The sequence below is a fragment of the Kitasatospora purpeofusca genome (genome assembly GCF_000718025.1).
GTDB classification, from domain to species: Bacteria; Actinomycetota; Actinomycetes; order Streptomycetales; family Streptomycetaceae; genus Kitasatospora; species Kitasatospora purpeofusca.
The window spans coordinates 186368-199972 of record NZ_JODS01000004.1 but is presented as its reverse complement, the minus strand read 5'-3'; the positions used below and the strand labels follow the sequence as shown (position 1 = coordinate 199972).

The following is a 13605-nucleotide window of genomic DNA, read 5'->3' as shown; positions in this document are numbered from 1 at the left end:
GGACCGGCAGCGGGAGCGGGTGAGGGTGATGCGTGAGACGGACGGCGCCCCGACCGGGCCCGCGAGCCAGCAGGGGATGCGCCGGGCCAATCTGGCGCTGGTGCTCGGTGTGATCGCGCGCGCCCCGCGCTCGCGCGCCGAGGTGGCCGCCGGGACCGGGCTGACCAGGGCCGCGGTCTCCTCGCTCGCCGAGGAGCTGATCGGGGCCGGACTGGTGGTCGAGGAGGGCCCGGCCGCGCCCAGCGGCAAGGTCGGCCGCCCCGGCACCGCGCTCGGTCTCAACCCGGACGGCCCGGGCGGCCTCGGCGCCGAGATCGGGGTGGAGCACCTGGGCGCCTGCGTGGTCGACCTGCGCGGCGAGGTCCGCGCCTGGCGCCGCCAGGAGATCCGCAACCGGGGCCGGCGCCCGGCCGCCGTGATGGCCGACCTCGCCGAACTCGTCCGCCGGGCCGCCGCCGAGGCCGGACTGCGCCCGGCCGGGCTGGCCCTGGCCGTGCCCGGACTGGTCGGGATCGACGGCGCACTGCTCCAGCGGGCCGCCAACCTGGGCTGGGAGGAGGTGCCGCTCGCCGCCGAGCTGCGGCTCGCGCTGCGCGCCGCCGGTGCGGGGGAGCTGGCCGAGCTGCCGATGCGGGCCGACAACGAGGCCAACCTCGGCGGGCTCGCCGAGCTCTGGCTCGGCGGCGGGCCGGAGCACTTCCTGCACGTCTCCGCCGAGGCCGGGATCGGTTCGGCGATCGTGGTGGAGGGCCGGCTGCTGCGCGGCGCGCGCGGCTTCGCGGGCGAGCTGGGGCACGTCCCGGTGCGTCCGGACGGTCCGCGCTGCGCCTGCGGGGCGCACGGCTGCCTTGAGCAGTACGCGGGGGAGGCGGCGGTGCTGCGCGAAGCCGGTCTGGAGGGCATCCGGGGCGACTGGGTGGCGCTGCTCGCCGAACGGGCCGAGGCCGGGGACGAGGAGGTGCGGCAGGCGCTCGCCGGGGCCGGTACCGCGCTGGGGATCGCCTCGGCGGGCGCGGTCAACCTGCTGGACCCGGCGGAGGTGGTGCTGGGCGGAGGCTACGCGCAGTTGGCGCCCTGGCTGCTGCCCGCGATGCGGGCCGAGCTGGCCGCCCGGGTGACCGTCCGCCCCTGGGCGGACGAGCGGCTGACGGTCTCCCGACTGGGCCGCCGCGGCCCCCTGCTGGGAGCCGCGGCGGGAGTGGTCCGGTCGGTGCTCGCCGATCCGGGCCGGCTGGAGGCCTGAGGGCCAGGAGCGGTGGTGGTCAGCCCTCGATCAGCTCGCGGCTGCGGTGCGAGGGTCGGCGCAGCACGGCAGCGAAGGTCACCGCGACCCCGGCCAGGGCCCAGGCCAGCAGCACCAACAGCGGCCGGGTCAGCGCGGTGCCGTCGAAGTAGGCGATGGAGCGGGTCGCGTCGGTGCCCGCGCCGTTCGGGAACCAGGCCCCGATCGCCCGCCAGAACGGCGGCATCAGCGGCGGCGGGAAGACGCCGCCCGCGCTGGGGTTGCCGAGCACCACGAAGAGCAGCACCGCGACGCCGATGCCGATGATGTCGAACAGGCACTGCAGCGCCATGGTGAACGCGCCCACCGCGAAGACCACCAGCGCGCCGACGGCGGACATCGACCAGAACGGCCCGGGCAGCGCGTCCAGCACCGACTTCACGATGATCGCGCCGCCGATGCCGGCCGCGACCGAGTAGAGCGCCAGCGTGCCGAGGCGGATCAGCGCCCGGTTGGTGTTGGCGGGCTTGGCCCCGGCGCTGACGCCGAGGATGGACGCGACCAGGTAGCCGCCGACGCACCAGCCGATCACCAGGTAGAAGGAGGAGAGGCCGTTGGCGTCGCCCTTGGCGAGCGGCACCACGTCCTCGACCTTCACGGTGCGGCCCTGGGTCTTCTCCAGGCCGGTGACGATGCTCTCGGCGGCCCGGGCGGCGGACGGGCCGCGCGCGTTGGCGACCAGCAGCACGTCCTCGGTGGAGGCCGGGTTCACCACCAGCGCGGCGTAGACCTTCTGGTCCTTGATCTGCTGGGTGGCGGTCTCCGCGTCCGGCGCGGTGACGGCCTTCACGGCCTGGTCCGGGACGGACTCCAGGCCCTGGACGAACTTGGGGGCGACCTGCGGCGGGGCGACCACCGCGACCGACAGCTCGTGCGGAGCGGGGTGGTGCAGGGCGCCGACGTACGAGGTGACGAAGCCGAGCTGGAGCAGCAGCACGCCGATCACCAGCATCGCCGCACGCGGGGTGACCGCGCCCTTCAGCTCGGCGGCGAAGCCCTTCCTCGGTTCCGGGGCCGATGCCCGCGCCGGTTCCTGTACGGGTTCCTGCCCTGCCTGTTGCCCGGGGGCGGAGGTCATGCACATCTCCTTGTGTATCGGGGGAAACCGGATACTTAATAGCATGAACTAGTTTCCTCTGTGTTTCTCCCGCGCCGCAGTGCCCCGGGCGGGCTGCGGGATACTGGCGCGGTGAAGGAGCCGAACGAGGAGCGCGACGAGCAGCCCCTGCTGGCCGTGGAGCGCGAGGTCGGAGTGCTGTTCCGGCGCGGCCGGGCCCGGGTGGCGGAGCTGTCCCGGCGGGTCCACCCGCAGCTGGAGGGCATGGCGTACAGCCTGCTGGGCCATGTCGAGCAGGCCGGGCCGGTGCGGGTGACCGACGTCGGCGTGCACTTCGCGGTCGGCAAGGCGACCATCAGCCGGCAGATCCGGGCGCTGGAGGAGCTGGGCCTGCTGGCCCGGGAGGCGGACCCGCTGGACCGCCGTTCGGCGCTGGTGTCGCTCACCGAGGACGGCCGGCGGCGGTTCCTGGCGGCCCGGGACGCGCGGATGGGCCGGGTGCGGGAGCTGCTGGCCGACTGGTCGGAGGAGGACGTGGTCCGCTTCGCCGAGCTGCTGCACCGCTTCAACGACGTGGTGGGCGAGGCGGCCGTGCCGAGTGCCTGAGTGCCTGGGCGCCTGAGCGTGTTGCTGAGCGTCTGAGTGTCTGAGTGGTCTGCCGGGAGCCCGGGCCGGGGTCGGTCCGGGCTTTACTTGTTCTTGAAGAAGGTTGCCCAAGTCAACCATCTCGGCCTATGGTTGCGTCAGGCAACTATCCCGAAGGACCTTGATGACCGCCACCGCCACCCCGACTGCCTCGACCGGAGCCGCCGCCGCCACCGACCAACCGATGACGCACAGGCAGGTGATGGAGGCGCTCTCCGGCCTGCTGCTCGGCCTCTTCGTCGCCGTGCTCTCGTCGACCGTCGTCTCCAACGCACTGCCCCGGATCCTCACCGATCTGCACGGCGGCCAGTCCGCCTACACCTGGGTGATCACCGCGACCCTGCTCACCCTCACCGCCTCCACCCCGATCTGGGGCAAGCTCTCCGACCTCGCCAGCAAGAAGCTGCTGCTGCAGATCGCGCTGGTCATCTACATCGCCTCCTCCGCGCTGGCCGGCTTCTCCCAGAACACCGGCCAGCTGATCGCCTGCCGCGCCCTCCAGGGCATCGGCGCCGGCGGCGTCACCGCGCTCGCCCAGATCTGCCTGGCCGCGATGGTCCCGCCGCGCGAGCGCGGCCGGTACAGCGGCTACTTCGGCGCCGTCTTCGCCCTCGCCACCATCGGCGGCCCGCTGATCGGCGGCGTCATCGTGGACACCTCCTGGCTCGGCTGGCGCTGGTGCTTCTACGTCGGCATCCCCTTCGCGCTGGCCGCCATCCTGGTGCTGCAGCGGACCCTGAAGCTGCCGGTGGTCCGGCGCAAGGTGCGGATCGACTACCTGGGTGCACTGGTGATCACCGGCGCGGTCAGCCTGCTGATGATCTGGATCACCCTGGCCGGCAAGAACTACGCCTGGCTCTCCTGGCAGACCGCGGCCATGGTCGGCGGCGGACTGCTGCTCGGCGGCCTGGCCGTCGTGGTCGAGCGCCGCGCCGCCGAGCCGATCATCCCGCCGCACCTGTTCCGGCACCGGACGGTCACCCTGTCCGCGCTGGCCAGCGTCCTGGTCGGGATCGGGATGTACGGCGCCACCACGTTCCTCAGCCAGTACTTCCAGCTCGCCCGGGACAAGTCCCCGACGGTGGCCGGCCTGATGACCCTGCCGATGATCCTCGGCCTGGCCGTCTCGTCCACCGTGGCCGGCCGGCTGATCACCAAGTACGGCAAGTGGAAGGCCTACCTGGTCGCCGGCACCCTGCTGCTCGCCGTCGGCTTCGCCCTGCTCGGCACCGCCCGGGCCGACACGGCCTACGGCCTGCTCTCGGTCTACATGGCGATCACCGGCATCGGCCTCGGCCTCACCATGCAGAACCTCGTCCTCGCCGTGCAGAACACCGTGCCGCGCGCCGAGCTCGGCGCGGCCAGCTCGGTGGTCACCTTCTTCCGCACCATGGGCGGCGCGATGGGCGTCTCCGCGCTCGGCGCGCTGATGAACAACCGGGTCGGTCACTACCTCGCCGAGAACCTGGCCGCCGCGCACGTCCCGGCCGGCGGCGCGCTCGGCGGCGGCATCCCGGACCTGCACAAGCTGCCCGCGCCGCTGGTGCCGCTGGTCACCGACGCCTTCGGGCACGGGGTCGGGGTGGTGTTCCTGGTCGCGGCGCCGTTCGCGCTGCTGGCCTTCTTCACGGTGCTGTTCATCCGCGAGACGGTGCTGCGCACCGCTCAGGACTGATCCGCCCAGGACCCTGTCCGACCAGGACCAGGACCCCGTCCGACCGGACGCCCGCCCGATCACCGGGCGGGCGTCCGGCGTTGGGTGCCCTGTGCGGGTCGTCCGAGGCCCGGGTCGTGCGGTGTCCGGGTCGTGCGTGTCTCGGCACGCGGGCGGGCGTCCGGGCCGGGAACGGGAACGGGAAGGGGAACGGAGGGCCGGGGGCGGGTCGGCGGCTGTCGGCCCGGGGGACGGGTACGGGAACGGCCGGAGGGCCGGGAGCGGTGGTCCGCTCCCGGCCCTCCGGCCGTTCGGTGCTGCGCGGCTGCTGCGCCGTGGGGCTACTTGCCCGCGATCAGCGACAGCCCGTAGAGGACGGCCGCGCCGCAGACGGCGAAGCAGGTGTAGGCGCCGGCCAGGGCCAGCCGGCCGCCGTTCGCCGGGGCGCCCGGTCCGGCCGCCTCGCGCTGCGCGGTGAGCGAGGCCTCGCGGCGGGACAGGGCCAGGATGCCGAGGGCGAAGACGGCGACGACGGCGACGGTGATGCCGAAGCTGACGCCTGCGGTCTGGGCCAGGGCGTTCCACTTGATGTGCATGGTGTTTCGAGCTCCTCAGCCGGCGGCGGTCAGGCCGCGACCGTGGTCGAGGCGGGGGTCGGGGTGGCGGACGCGGCCGGGCCGACCTCGACCGGGGTGACGTCGGCGACGTCGTCGGCGGTGACGTTGTCCGCACCGACCGGCTGGCGGCGGGAGATGACCCACATCGCGCCCGAGCCGGCCACCAGGGCGACGCCGACCAGCGCCACGCCCCAGTTGCCCTGCTCGGCCAGGAAGGCCGCGAGTCCGCCCACGGTGGCGGCGGCGGGCAGGGTCAGGCCCCAGGTGTAGACCATGCGGCGAACCAGGCCCCAGCGAAGCTCGGCCTTCGGGCCGCCGAGACCGGCGCCCATGATGCCGCCGGAGCAGACCTGGGTGGTGGAGAGGCCGAAGCCCATGTGCGAGGAGGTCAGGATGACCGTCGCGGCGGCCGACTCGGAGGCGAAGCCCTGGCGCGGGGTGATGTCCGCGAGGCCCTTGCCCATCGAGCGGATGATCCGCCAGCCGCCCATGTAGGTGCCGACCGCGATCGCGGCGCCGGCCGAGACGATGACCCAGGTGGGGGGCAGCGCGCCCTTCGGCAGGGCGCCGACCGAGACCAGGGTCAGGGTGATGATGCCCATCGTCTTCTGGGCGTCGTTGGTGCCGTGCGCCAGCGAGATCAGCGAGGAGGAGAAGATCTGGCCGGTGCGGAAGCCCTTGCCGACGGTCTCGCCGTTGGCCTTGCGGGTGAGCGCGAAGGCGAGCTTGGTGGCGCCCCAGGCGGCCAGGCCGGCCACCAGCGGGGAGGCGACGGCCGGGATGAGGATCTTGCTGACGACGGTGTCGAAGTTGACACCGTTGACGCCGACGCCGACCACGGTGGCGCCGATCAGGCCGCCGTAGAGCGCGTGCGAGGAGCTCGACGGCAGACCGCGCAGCCAGGTCAGCAGGTTCCAGAGGATCGCGCCTGCCAGTGCGGCGAAGATGATCTCCGGATGGATGCCGGCCTTCTCGTTGACGATGCCGCCCGAGATGGTGGTGGCGACCTTCACGGAGAGGAACGCGCCCGCGAAGTTGAGGACGGCCGCGATGGTGACCGCGACCTTCGGCCTGAGGGCTCCCGTGGCGATGGAGGTGGCCATCGCGTTGGCGGTGTCGTGGAACCCGTTGGTGAAGTCGAAGGCGAGCGCCGTGATGATCACAACGGCCACCAGGAACGAGATGTGTTCCATACCCAAACAATCGTCGTAGTTGTCGCACAGACGTTGGCGTCGATCGCGACGGTAGGGATCGTGGATGAACGGAAGGTGAACAGGCATCGGAATCGTGGTTCCGATGGTGACTTGGGGGTGGCCAGGACCTTTCCGGAGGGGGTTGACCACCGCGCTGAGCTGGACATTAGTGGAGGTCTGCCCTGGTTCGCCCGTTTTGCTGAGAGCTGTCTCACACCGGGGGCGAAAAATTCATCGAGCCGTACGGGTGCGGTCTGTTTCCGGTGAGTAACACATGGCAGGATCTGCGGAGGTCCGGGGACCCCGGAGCGTGGGCTTAGGGGAGGACGGGACCTATGGGCGGCGGGGTACGAGGAGCGGAACCGACGGACGGACGGCGGGCGGGCAACCGCGGCGGCGGACGGCCGGCCTGGGTGCGGGCCGCACTGCGCTGCGGGGCCGTTCTCGCGGCCGCCGCGCTGGCGCTGCCGCTGGCCGCCGGCGCGGCCTGGGCCGACCCGGCCCAGCCCACCCCCGGCGCCACCGCGCCCGGCGCGCCCGTGAACGACCCCAACGGTGACCCGCTCGCCGCCGCCAAGGCCACCCTCGGCCCGCTGCTGGAGCAACTGCAGGCGCTGTACCAGGGCGCCGAGGCTGCCACCGAGCAGTACAACGCGGCCGTCGCCAAGGTCGCCGAGCAGCAGGCCTCGCTCGCCGAGCTCAAGTCCAAGGTGGACCGCCAGGAGAAGCAGGTCGACGCCGGCACCGACATCGCCGCCCAGCTCGCCGCCGCCCAGTACCGCAACGGCTCCGCCTCCGCCTACGCCGAGCTGCTGCTCTCCAAGGACCCGTACGAGGCCGTCACCATCGCCGAGCTGCTCGCCACCGCGAGCCGCTCGCAGAACGAGTTCCTCGCCAAGCTGACCTCCGACCGCGACGCGCTGGGCGTGCTGCAGAAGCAGAACGAGGAGGCGCTCAGCACCTCGCAGACCCTGGTCACCCAGCAGGACGCCGCCAAGGCCAAGGTCGCCGCCGACCTCGCCGCCGTCGAGCAGCTGGTCTCCTCGCTCACCGGGGCGCAGCGCGCCGAACTGGAGCAGGTCGAGAAGGCCAAGGCCGACGAGGCCCAGCTCGCCCTGCTCGCCTCCGGGGTGCTCGGCCAGGGCGAGCGCACGCCGTCGCTGGCCGGGCGGGCCGCCGTCGCCTTCGCGCTCGCCCAGCTCGGCAAGCCGTACGTGTGGGGCGGGGCCGGTCCGGACGTCTTCGACTGCTCCGGGCTCACCTCGCAGGCCTGGCTGCACGCCGGCAAGCCGATCCCACGCACCAGCCAGGAGCAGTGGGCGCAGCTCCAGCACATCCCGCTGAACCAGATGCGGCCCGGCGACCTCGTCATCTACTTCGAGGGCGCCACGCACGTCGCGATGTACATCGGCGGCGGGCTGGTCGTGCACGCGCCGCGGCCGGGTTCGTACGTCAAGGTCGGTCCGATCGGGGCCAACCCGGTCCTCGGCGCGGTGCGGCCGGACCCGGACGGCACCGCCGACGAGGCGGGCGGCGCCTGGAAGGTGCCGGACCTGCCGGCCGGCTGGGACGCGGTCACCCCGATCGCGTCCAGCCCGCTGAACCAGCCGCCGGTTCCCGAGGGCACCGTGGTCCCGCCGGTCGTGCCCGCCCTCCCGGGCACCCCGCCCGCGCCGGGCACCACCGCCCCTGTCACCCCGGGCACGCCCGACCCGACCAACCCGGGCACGCCGACGGGGACGCCGACCGGGACGCCCACGGGTACCCCGACCGACCCGGGCACCGGCACGCCGACGACCACGCCGACCGGGACGCCGACGTCGATCCCGACGGGCATCCCGACCGGTACGCCCACCGGTACCCCGACGGGGACGCCCACGGGCACCCCCACCGGTACCCCGACGGGAACGCCGACCGGCACCCCGACCGGCACGCCCACCGAGACGTCCACGGGTACCCCCACCGGGACCCCGACCGGCACCGGCTCGCCCACCGCCTCCGGTTCCGCCGCGGCCACCGCCTCCGGCACCGCGTCCGCGACGGCCTCCGGCACCAGCACGGGCACCCTCCCGCCCAACCAGCACTGACGCCCAGCACGGACCACGGCGGAGGCCGGGCTTCGAGAGACCCTCTCGAAGCCCGGCCTCCGTTGTTGCGCCCCGATGCAGTTCCAGGCTGAGCAGGAAGTCGATTCCGCCGACTTCCCACTCCCGGGAGCCACCGAGCCGAGCCGCTCACCATGACCCGACCTCGGCCAGCTGCCCCTCACCGGCCTGAGTGAGGGGCAGCTGCTCTGGTCGATGGCCGGGCGGAGTGGAAGGTCGATGAGGCCGACTTCCTGTTTCTGGGTCTTTCTCTGGTAGCTCCTTGCGCCGGGCAAGGAGCTACCAGAGCACGGCAAGGGCACTCGTTGGGCCAGGGCGAGGCTCCTTGGAGTGGTCCCCCAAGCCCCGGGGGCGGAGTGGGAAGTCGATGCCGCCGACTTCCTGCTCCTGGGTTCTCCTTGGGTGGCTCCCTCGCGAGGGGCGAGGGAGCCACCGCTCCACTCACTCGACCCTGGCCGGCTGCCCCTCGCTCGGGCCGCGCGAGGGGCAGTTGTTCTGGTCGATGGCCGGGCGGAGTGGGGAGTCGACGGGGCTGACTTCCTACTCCGCCCCGGTGGCCCCCTTGCGCGGCAAGGGGGCCACCGGAACACCGTTGTCCGTGGGCGGCCGTTCGCCGGCGCCGGTCCTTCTGGTGAGGTCGGAGGTCACCGGGAGTGGGAAGTCGATACCGCCGACTTCCTGCGCTCGGGGGCTTCTTCGGTGGCTCCCTTGCTGCACGGCAAGGGAGTCACCGGGACCGAGTCGCTCCACGACACCCGACCTCGGCCGGCTGCCCCTCACCCGGCCTGAGCGAGGGGCAGCTGTTCTGGTCGAAGGTGAGGGGAGGGTGGGTGAGGGGTCGTTTCCGGTGGCCCCTTGCTGCACGCAAGGGGCCACCGGAACATCGCCCGTCCCCTCCGGGGCGCCGCCTGTCGACGCTGTTCTTTCTGGTGGGCCGGAGCCAGGTGGCGTGGGAAGTCGATGCCGCCGACTTCCCACGCCTGGGTTCTCCTTGGGTGGCTCCCTCGCGAGGGGCGAGGGAGCCACCGCTCCACTCACTCGACCCTGGCCGGCTGCCCCTCGCTCGGCCCGAGCGAGGGGTCAGCGCTCAAGTCGGAGCGCTGGCGGAGTGGAAAGTCGGTGAGGCCGACTTCCTGCTCTGGGCCTTCTAGGGTGGCTCCCTTGCCGCGCGCAAGGGAGCCACCGAAAACCAAGCCGCTCCGCTTCACCCGACCTCGGCCGGCTGCCCCTCGCCCGGCTCGGGCGAGGGGCAGTTGTTCAAGCCGGGGCGGGCGGAGTGGGAAGTCGGCGGGGCTGACTTCCTGTTTCTGGGTTTTCTTCCGGTGGCTCCTTGCGCGGGGCAAGGAGCCACCGGAGTGCGGCGCGGGCCCTCGTTGGGTTCCGGCGAGGGTTGCTGAGCAGCACCGGCCAAGCCCGAGGGTGGGGCAGGAAGTCGGTGTCGCCGACTTCCTGTTCCTGCAGGCTCGTTCGGTGGCTCCCTTGCTGCTCGCGAGGGAGCCACCGGGGCCGAGCCGTGTCACCGGGTGGAGTGGGAGGTCGGTGGGTTCGACTTCCCACTCCGGGAGGGTTACTGGGGTATGCGTGTGCGGGGTTGCCGGTCGGCCTGGTGGGCGGTCCAGGTGTGTTCGGTGGTGCCGTCGGGGAGGGTGTGGGTTTCCCAGTGGCCGTGGCGGGTGATCGGGGGCGGGGGCGGGCCGATCTTCAGGGCGGTGACGACGCCGGTGATCACGGTGGCGATGGCGAGGGCGAGGAGGACGGCGAAGGCGGCGCCGACGAGGAACCCGCTCACTTCCGGGCCGTTTCGCGGAGCAGGGTGAGGAGGTTGAGGAGGGTGGAGACGGGGGCGTCGCCGAAGTCGACGAGGAGGCGGCCGTCGATGGTGGGCTCCGCCACGGTGATGGAGCCCCAGCGCAGGCCGTGGGGTCTGCCGCGTTCGTGGAGTTCGAGGAGGAGGGCGGTGACCTCGGGTTCGGTGTAGGTGCGCAGGTAGGGGTCGTGGGGGTCGACGGGGGCGTTCACGCGGCGAAGTCCAGTTCGAACCAGACGACCTTGCCGGTCCTGGTGGGGTCGACGCCCAGCCGGTGGGTGAGGGCGCGCACGAGGTGGAGTCCGCGCCCGGAGACGGCGTAGGGGTCGGCGGAGATGCGGGGTTCGGGGAGGTCGGGGCAGTCGTCGCAGACGGCGACTCGGAGGATGGTCGGCCGCAGGGAGACCAGGACGGCCGGGGCGGGGCAGCGGCCGTGCTGCCAGGCGTTGACGAAGAGTTCCTGGAAGGCGAGTTCGGCGTCGGCGATGGCGTCCGGCGGCCAGCCGGCGGTGTGGAGGAGGGAGCGGAGTTCGGCCCGGACGGCGGAGCAGTCGGGCGGGTTGCAGGCACGCATGGCGAACCTCCAAGGGGAGGGGCAGGGAGGGAGGAAACGTCGACGGATGCGTCACCGTGAGCCAGGCCAGGCCGAAGCCGGTTGCTCTGCGGCGCATGAGGGCAGCAGGCGCCTACTGCCCTGTGAACAGGCATTGCTGACGCACCATCGGCACGTCGATGAGATGACGCTACAGCAACCGAATCACCTGTGATACGGATTCGGGATAGGTTCACCCCAGGGTGTGCAGGTGGACCCGCCCGTGGGCCGCACTGCACACTTGGATCACCCAAGGCAAGGAAGGAACCCATGCCGCCCCGACGCAACCCAACTCTCCGTCAGCGCCGCATCGGTGCCGAGCTGCGGAGAATGCGTGAGGCTGCCGGACTCACTGCGCCGCAGCTCTGCAAGGCGCTGGGGATCGACAGGACTCAGGTCAGCCAGATGGAGTCCGGCAAGGTCGGCGTGAGTCCCGAACGGTTGAAGTCATTCGCCGCCGCGTGCAAGTGCATGAATGCGCCTCTTGTCGACGCGCTTGAGGACATGCTCCAAGACCGGTCGAGAGGCTGGTGGGAGGAGTATCGGGGGACCATCCCGGACGGCTTCCTCGAAAACGCGGAACTGGAGAAGAGCTCGCGTGAGCTCATGATCTGGGTCCTCACCCACATCCCCGGACCGTGCCAGACCATCAGCTATGCGTCTGCGGTCTTCGGCCGCTTGATTCCGCCTCTGCCGCGACACGAACTGGAGGCCCGCACGGCCTTCAGAGTGCAACGCAAGAATGACCTCCGGCGAGACAGGAAGCCCCTGACCGCCTTCATCTACGAGTCGGCCCTGTGGACGAGGTTCGGCGGCTCCCAGATCCTCAAGGAGCAGCTTCAGTCGCTCCTTGAGGACTCCGAACAACCGTGGATGACGATCAGGGTGGTGCCGTTCGATGTCAGCACGTTTCCCGGAGCAGTCGAAAACCTCACCTATGCGTTCGGCGCCATATCAGAGCTGGACACCGTGGAGCTTGAGTCGTCCAGAGGCTCCATCTACCTCGATGCTGTGAGCGAACTGACAAGCTACCGAACGATCTTCGGCCGCACCGAGGCGTCAGCGCTGAGCGAGAGTGACTCGCGCGAGCTGATCCACAAGATTGCACGATCCCTGTGAGAGGCCGAGGATGCCTGATATCAACTGGCAGAAGTCATCGTTCAGCGGCTCAGGTGGTGACTGTGTCGAGGTGCGCTCCATGAACGGACTGGTCGAACTCCGCGAATCCGATGACGGCGAACTCATACTCCACGCCACTTCCGCCGCCTTCGCCGACCTCCTCCGCATCATCAAGGCCGACGCGCTGGACCACTACGCCTGACCCTGTGGCGCCTCGCTCGACCCGAGCGAGGCGCCACAGCACCAACCAGAAGTCTTCCTTCAGCAGCTCAAGCGATAACTGCGTGGAAGTCCGAACTGCAGGCGGGCTGGTTGAACTCCGGGAGTCCGATGACGGTGAACTCATACTTCACACTGCCACAGCCACCTCCGCCGACCTCCTCGATGCGATCAAGGTTGGCGAACTCGACCACCACGCGTGATCTCGGCGGCCCCTCGCTCGGGCCGAGCGAGGGGCCGCAGGATCCGGGTCACTGAGGTCTTTCGGAGTGGCCACTGATCGGGTGACGGGCCAGCGTTCCGTTAGGCACGAGGCTCCCGTGCCGTTGAGAAACGAGCTCGACGTCCCAATTCATCAGCGCAGGTGGCGTCAACCGAGCCTTGTCAACGGAACGAGCACCGGTCGAACGAAGCATCGCGCGACTCAAGTCCTGGCAGATCCTCCGCCGGGCCCGCTGCAGCCCCGACCGGATGACCGTCATCGCCGCAGCCATCCTCACGCCTGGCAATGGCCGTCATCCAGTTGAGGACCGTCTCACGACCAGACAAGCCGGCCTTCGGTGAACCGACAGACCGGGGAGCTTCCATCAGCGATCCTCGTCAGCGTCTCCGCCACGGAGTCGAAGTACTGGGCCATCGACTCGTACTCGCCCGTGACCGTGATCTCACCCACGAACCAGCTGCCGACGCGCCCGTCCCGCACATCGATGAACTTTCCCCTCCAGCCGTCCTGGTCGGACAGGAACGGGATCCACTCGTTACGCCAGAACGGATAGTCCGGCTGGTCCGGAGGGTCGAATCCACAGGACGTCGAGCGGTTCGCGTAAAGCCTCTCCATCGCCCGGACACCCAGAAAGAAGCTTCCCTCGTCGGGGAACCCGTCGAAGCCGCAGCACATCACGTCGTCGTCGACGTCCTCCACCGGCAGATCCGGATTGTTCTGCAACAGCCACGTCCGCAGGTCCACATGCAGGGAGATCCCCATCCGCTCTTCGGCTGCCGCGAGCATCTGCTCCGTAGCGGGCCCCGGCAGATCCGCGTGATCGGCCGGCGCGTGCTCCCGAAGAAGACTCATCACACGCGACCAACTCTCAGCCACACTCATCGCCCTCTGCCCTCTCTGCAGGGATGTCCCCGTCCGACCACGCCACTGCGGAGGTTGAGAAGTACCGGCCGGAGAACCTTGCAGGGATGGTACTTCGAGCGCGTGTTCCATTCCTCCCCCGCGATCGTCCGCCCAGCCGAGGCAAAGCTGGAGCAGGAAGTCGGCCGGGCCGACTTCCTGTCGAGCGAGGTGCCGCCAGGAGATGATCGG

14 protein-coding genes and 1 pseudogene are annotated in these 13605 nt (G+C 71.2%); 8 read left to right on the top strand and 7 right to left on the bottom strand.

Annotated features, from left to right (window positions below; translation table 11 throughout):
• Window positions 1-28 precede the first annotated feature (28 nt).
• Window positions 29-1243, top strand: a complete 1215-nt coding sequence (locus IF01_RS0109350; RefSeq protein WP_030392839.1) for an ROK family transcriptional regulator — start codon at window positions 29-31, stop codon at window positions 1241-1243.
• Window positions 1244-1262: 19 nt separating this feature from the next.
• Here the strand turns inward: IF01_RS0109350 and IF01_RS0109345 are convergent, their stop codons facing one another.
• Complete coding sequence (locus IF01_RS0109345) at window positions 1263-2360, bottom strand: ABC transporter permease (protein ID WP_078879816.1); 1098 nt, start codon at window positions 2358-2360, stop codon at window positions 1263-1265.
• A gap of 111 nt (window positions 2361-2471) precedes the next feature.
• Between IF01_RS0109345 and IF01_RS0109340 the strand changes: the two genes are divergently transcribed.
• On the top strand, window positions 2472-2945 hold the full coding sequence (locus IF01_RS0109340) for a MarR family winged helix-turn-helix transcriptional regulator (RefSeq protein ID WP_037779419.1): 474 nt from the start codon (window positions 2472-2474) through the stop codon (window positions 2943-2945).
• Window positions 2946-3168: 223 nt separating this feature from the next.
• The gene (locus tag IF01_RS0109335) at window positions 3169-4659 is read left to right on the top strand and encodes an MDR family MFS transporter (RefSeq protein ID WP_078879833.1); all 1491 of its coding nucleotides are present in this window, start codon (window positions 3169-3171) and stop codon (window positions 4657-4659) included.
• 320 nt (window positions 4660-4979) lie between these two features.
• Here IF01_RS0109335 and IF01_RS0109330 read toward each other — a convergent pair whose 3' ends face one another.
• Window positions 4980-5234 (bottom strand): hypothetical protein, encoded by a 255-nt coding sequence (locus IF01_RS0109330; protein ID WP_030392835.1) that lies wholly within the window; start codon window positions 5232-5234, stop codon window positions 4980-4982.
• A gap of 29 nt (window positions 5235-5263) precedes the next feature.
• Window positions 5264-6448 carry an inorganic phosphate transporter gene (locus IF01_RS0109325; RefSeq protein WP_030392834.1) on the bottom strand — a complete coding sequence of 395 codons (1185 nt, stop codon included), beginning with the start codon at window positions 6446-6448 and terminating at the stop codon, window positions 5264-5266.
• 335 nt (window positions 6449-6783) lie between these two features.
• Here IF01_RS0109325 and IF01_RS43690 point away from each other — a divergent pair, with 335 nt between their 5' ends.
• Window positions 6784-8535: a C40 family peptidase gene (locus tag IF01_RS43690; RefSeq protein WP_051755041.1), complete on the top strand. Its 1752-nt coding sequence runs from the start codon at window positions 6784-6786 to the stop codon at window positions 8533-8535.
• 1585 nt (window positions 8536-10120) lie between these two features.
• Here IF01_RS43690 and IF01_RS0109310 read toward each other — a convergent pair.
• Genes IF01_RS0109310 through IF01_RS0109300 form a run of 3 tightly spaced genes read right to left on the bottom strand, consistent with a single transcriptional unit; the run spans window position 10121 to window position 10934 of the window.
• Window positions 10121-10342 carry a hypothetical protein gene (locus IF01_RS0109310; protein ID WP_030392832.1) on the bottom strand — a complete coding sequence of 74 codons (222 nt, stop codon included), beginning with the start codon at window positions 10340-10342 and terminating at the stop codon, window positions 10121-10123.
• Window positions 10339-10572: a hypothetical protein gene (locus IF01_RS0109305; protein ID WP_030392831.1), complete on the bottom strand. Its 234-nt coding sequence runs from the start codon at window positions 10570-10572 to the stop codon at window positions 10339-10341. The genes IF01_RS0109310 and IF01_RS0109305 overlap by 4 nt, the downstream gene beginning before the upstream one ends.
• Complete coding sequence (locus IF01_RS0109300) at window positions 10569-10934, bottom strand: ATP-binding protein (protein ID WP_037779417.1); 366 nt, start codon at window positions 10932-10934, stop codon at window positions 10569-10571. Before IF01_RS0109300 ends, IF01_RS0109305 begins: the two co-directional genes overlap by 4 nt.
• 288 nt (window positions 10935-11222) lie before the next feature.
• Between IF01_RS0109300 and IF01_RS0109295 the strand changes: the two genes are divergently transcribed.
• The 4 genes and pseudogenes from IF01_RS0109295 to IF01_RS48910 form a co-directional block, all read left to right on the top strand.
• The gene (locus IF01_RS0109295) at window positions 11223-12071 is read left to right on the top strand and encodes a helix-turn-helix domain-containing protein (protein WP_030392829.1); all 849 of its coding nucleotides are present in this window, start codon (window positions 11223-11225) and stop codon (window positions 12069-12071) included.
• Window positions 12072-12081: 10 nt separating this feature from the next.
• On the top strand, window positions 12082-12273 hold the full coding sequence (locus tag IF01_RS50930) for a DUF397 domain-containing protein (RefSeq protein ID WP_078879814.1): 192 nt from the start codon (window positions 12082-12084) through the stop codon (window positions 12271-12273).
• A complete protein-coding gene (locus IF01_RS45350; protein ID WP_078879813.1) occupies window positions 12182-12493 on the top strand; it encodes a DUF397 domain-containing protein in 312 nt (103 codons plus the stop codon). Before IF01_RS50930 ends, IF01_RS45350 begins: the two co-directional genes overlap by 92 nt.
• Window positions 12494-12659: 166 nt before the next feature.
• Window positions 12660-12854, top strand: a pseudogene (locus IF01_RS48910) (hypothetical protein); the annotation flags it as partial.
• Here the strand turns inward: IF01_RS48910 and IF01_RS0109280 are convergent.
• Window positions 12826-13365, bottom strand: a complete 540-nt coding sequence (locus IF01_RS0109280) for an SMI1/KNR4 family protein (protein WP_279617255.1) — start codon at window positions 13363-13365, stop codon at window positions 12826-12828. The pseudogene IF01_RS48910 and the gene IF01_RS0109280 overlap by 29 nt on opposite strands.
• Window positions 13366-13605: the final 240 nt, after the last annotated feature.

Coding starts and splice junctions, on each gene's coding strand:
- IF01_RS0109350 (WP_030392839.1), top strand. CDS start 29: ATGCGTGAGACGGACGGCGCCCCGACCGGGCCCGCGAGCCAGCAGGGG.
- IF01_RS0109300 (WP_037779417.1), bottom strand. CDS start 10,934: ATGCGTGCCTGCAACCCGCCCGACTGCTCCGCCGTCCGGGCCGAACTC.
- IF01_RS43690 (WP_051755041.1), top strand. CDS start 6,784: ATGGGCGGCGGGGTACGAGGAGCGGAACCGACGGACGGACGGCGGGCG.
- IF01_RS45350 (WP_078879813.1), top strand. CDS start 12,182: ATGACGGCGAACTCATACTCCACGCCACTTCCGCCGCCTTCGCCGACC.
- IF01_RS0109325 (WP_030392834.1), bottom strand. CDS start 6,448: ATGGAACACATCTCGTTCCTGGTGGCCGTTGTGATCATCACGGCGCTC.
- IF01_RS0109330 (WP_030392835.1), bottom strand. CDS start 5,234: ATGCACATCAAGTGGAACGCCCTGGCCCAGACCGCAGGCGTCAGCTTC.
- IF01_RS0109295 (WP_030392829.1), top strand. CDS start 11,223: ATGCCGCCCCGACGCAACCCAACTCTCCGTCAGCGCCGCATCGGTGCC.
- IF01_RS0109345 (WP_078879816.1), bottom strand. CDS start 2,360: ATGACCTCCGCCCCCGGGCAACAGGCAGGGCAGGAACCCGTACAGGAA.
- IF01_RS50930 (WP_078879814.1), top strand. CDS start 12,082: ATGCCTGATATCAACTGGCAGAAGTCATCGTTCAGCGGCTCAGGTGGT.
- IF01_RS0109280 (WP_279617255.1), bottom strand. CDS start 13,365: ATGAGTCTTCTTCGGGAGCACGCGCCGGCCGATCACGCGGATCTGCCG.
- IF01_RS0109335 (WP_078879833.1), top strand. CDS start 3,169: ATGACGCACAGGCAGGTGATGGAGGCGCTCTCCGGCCTGCTGCTCGGC.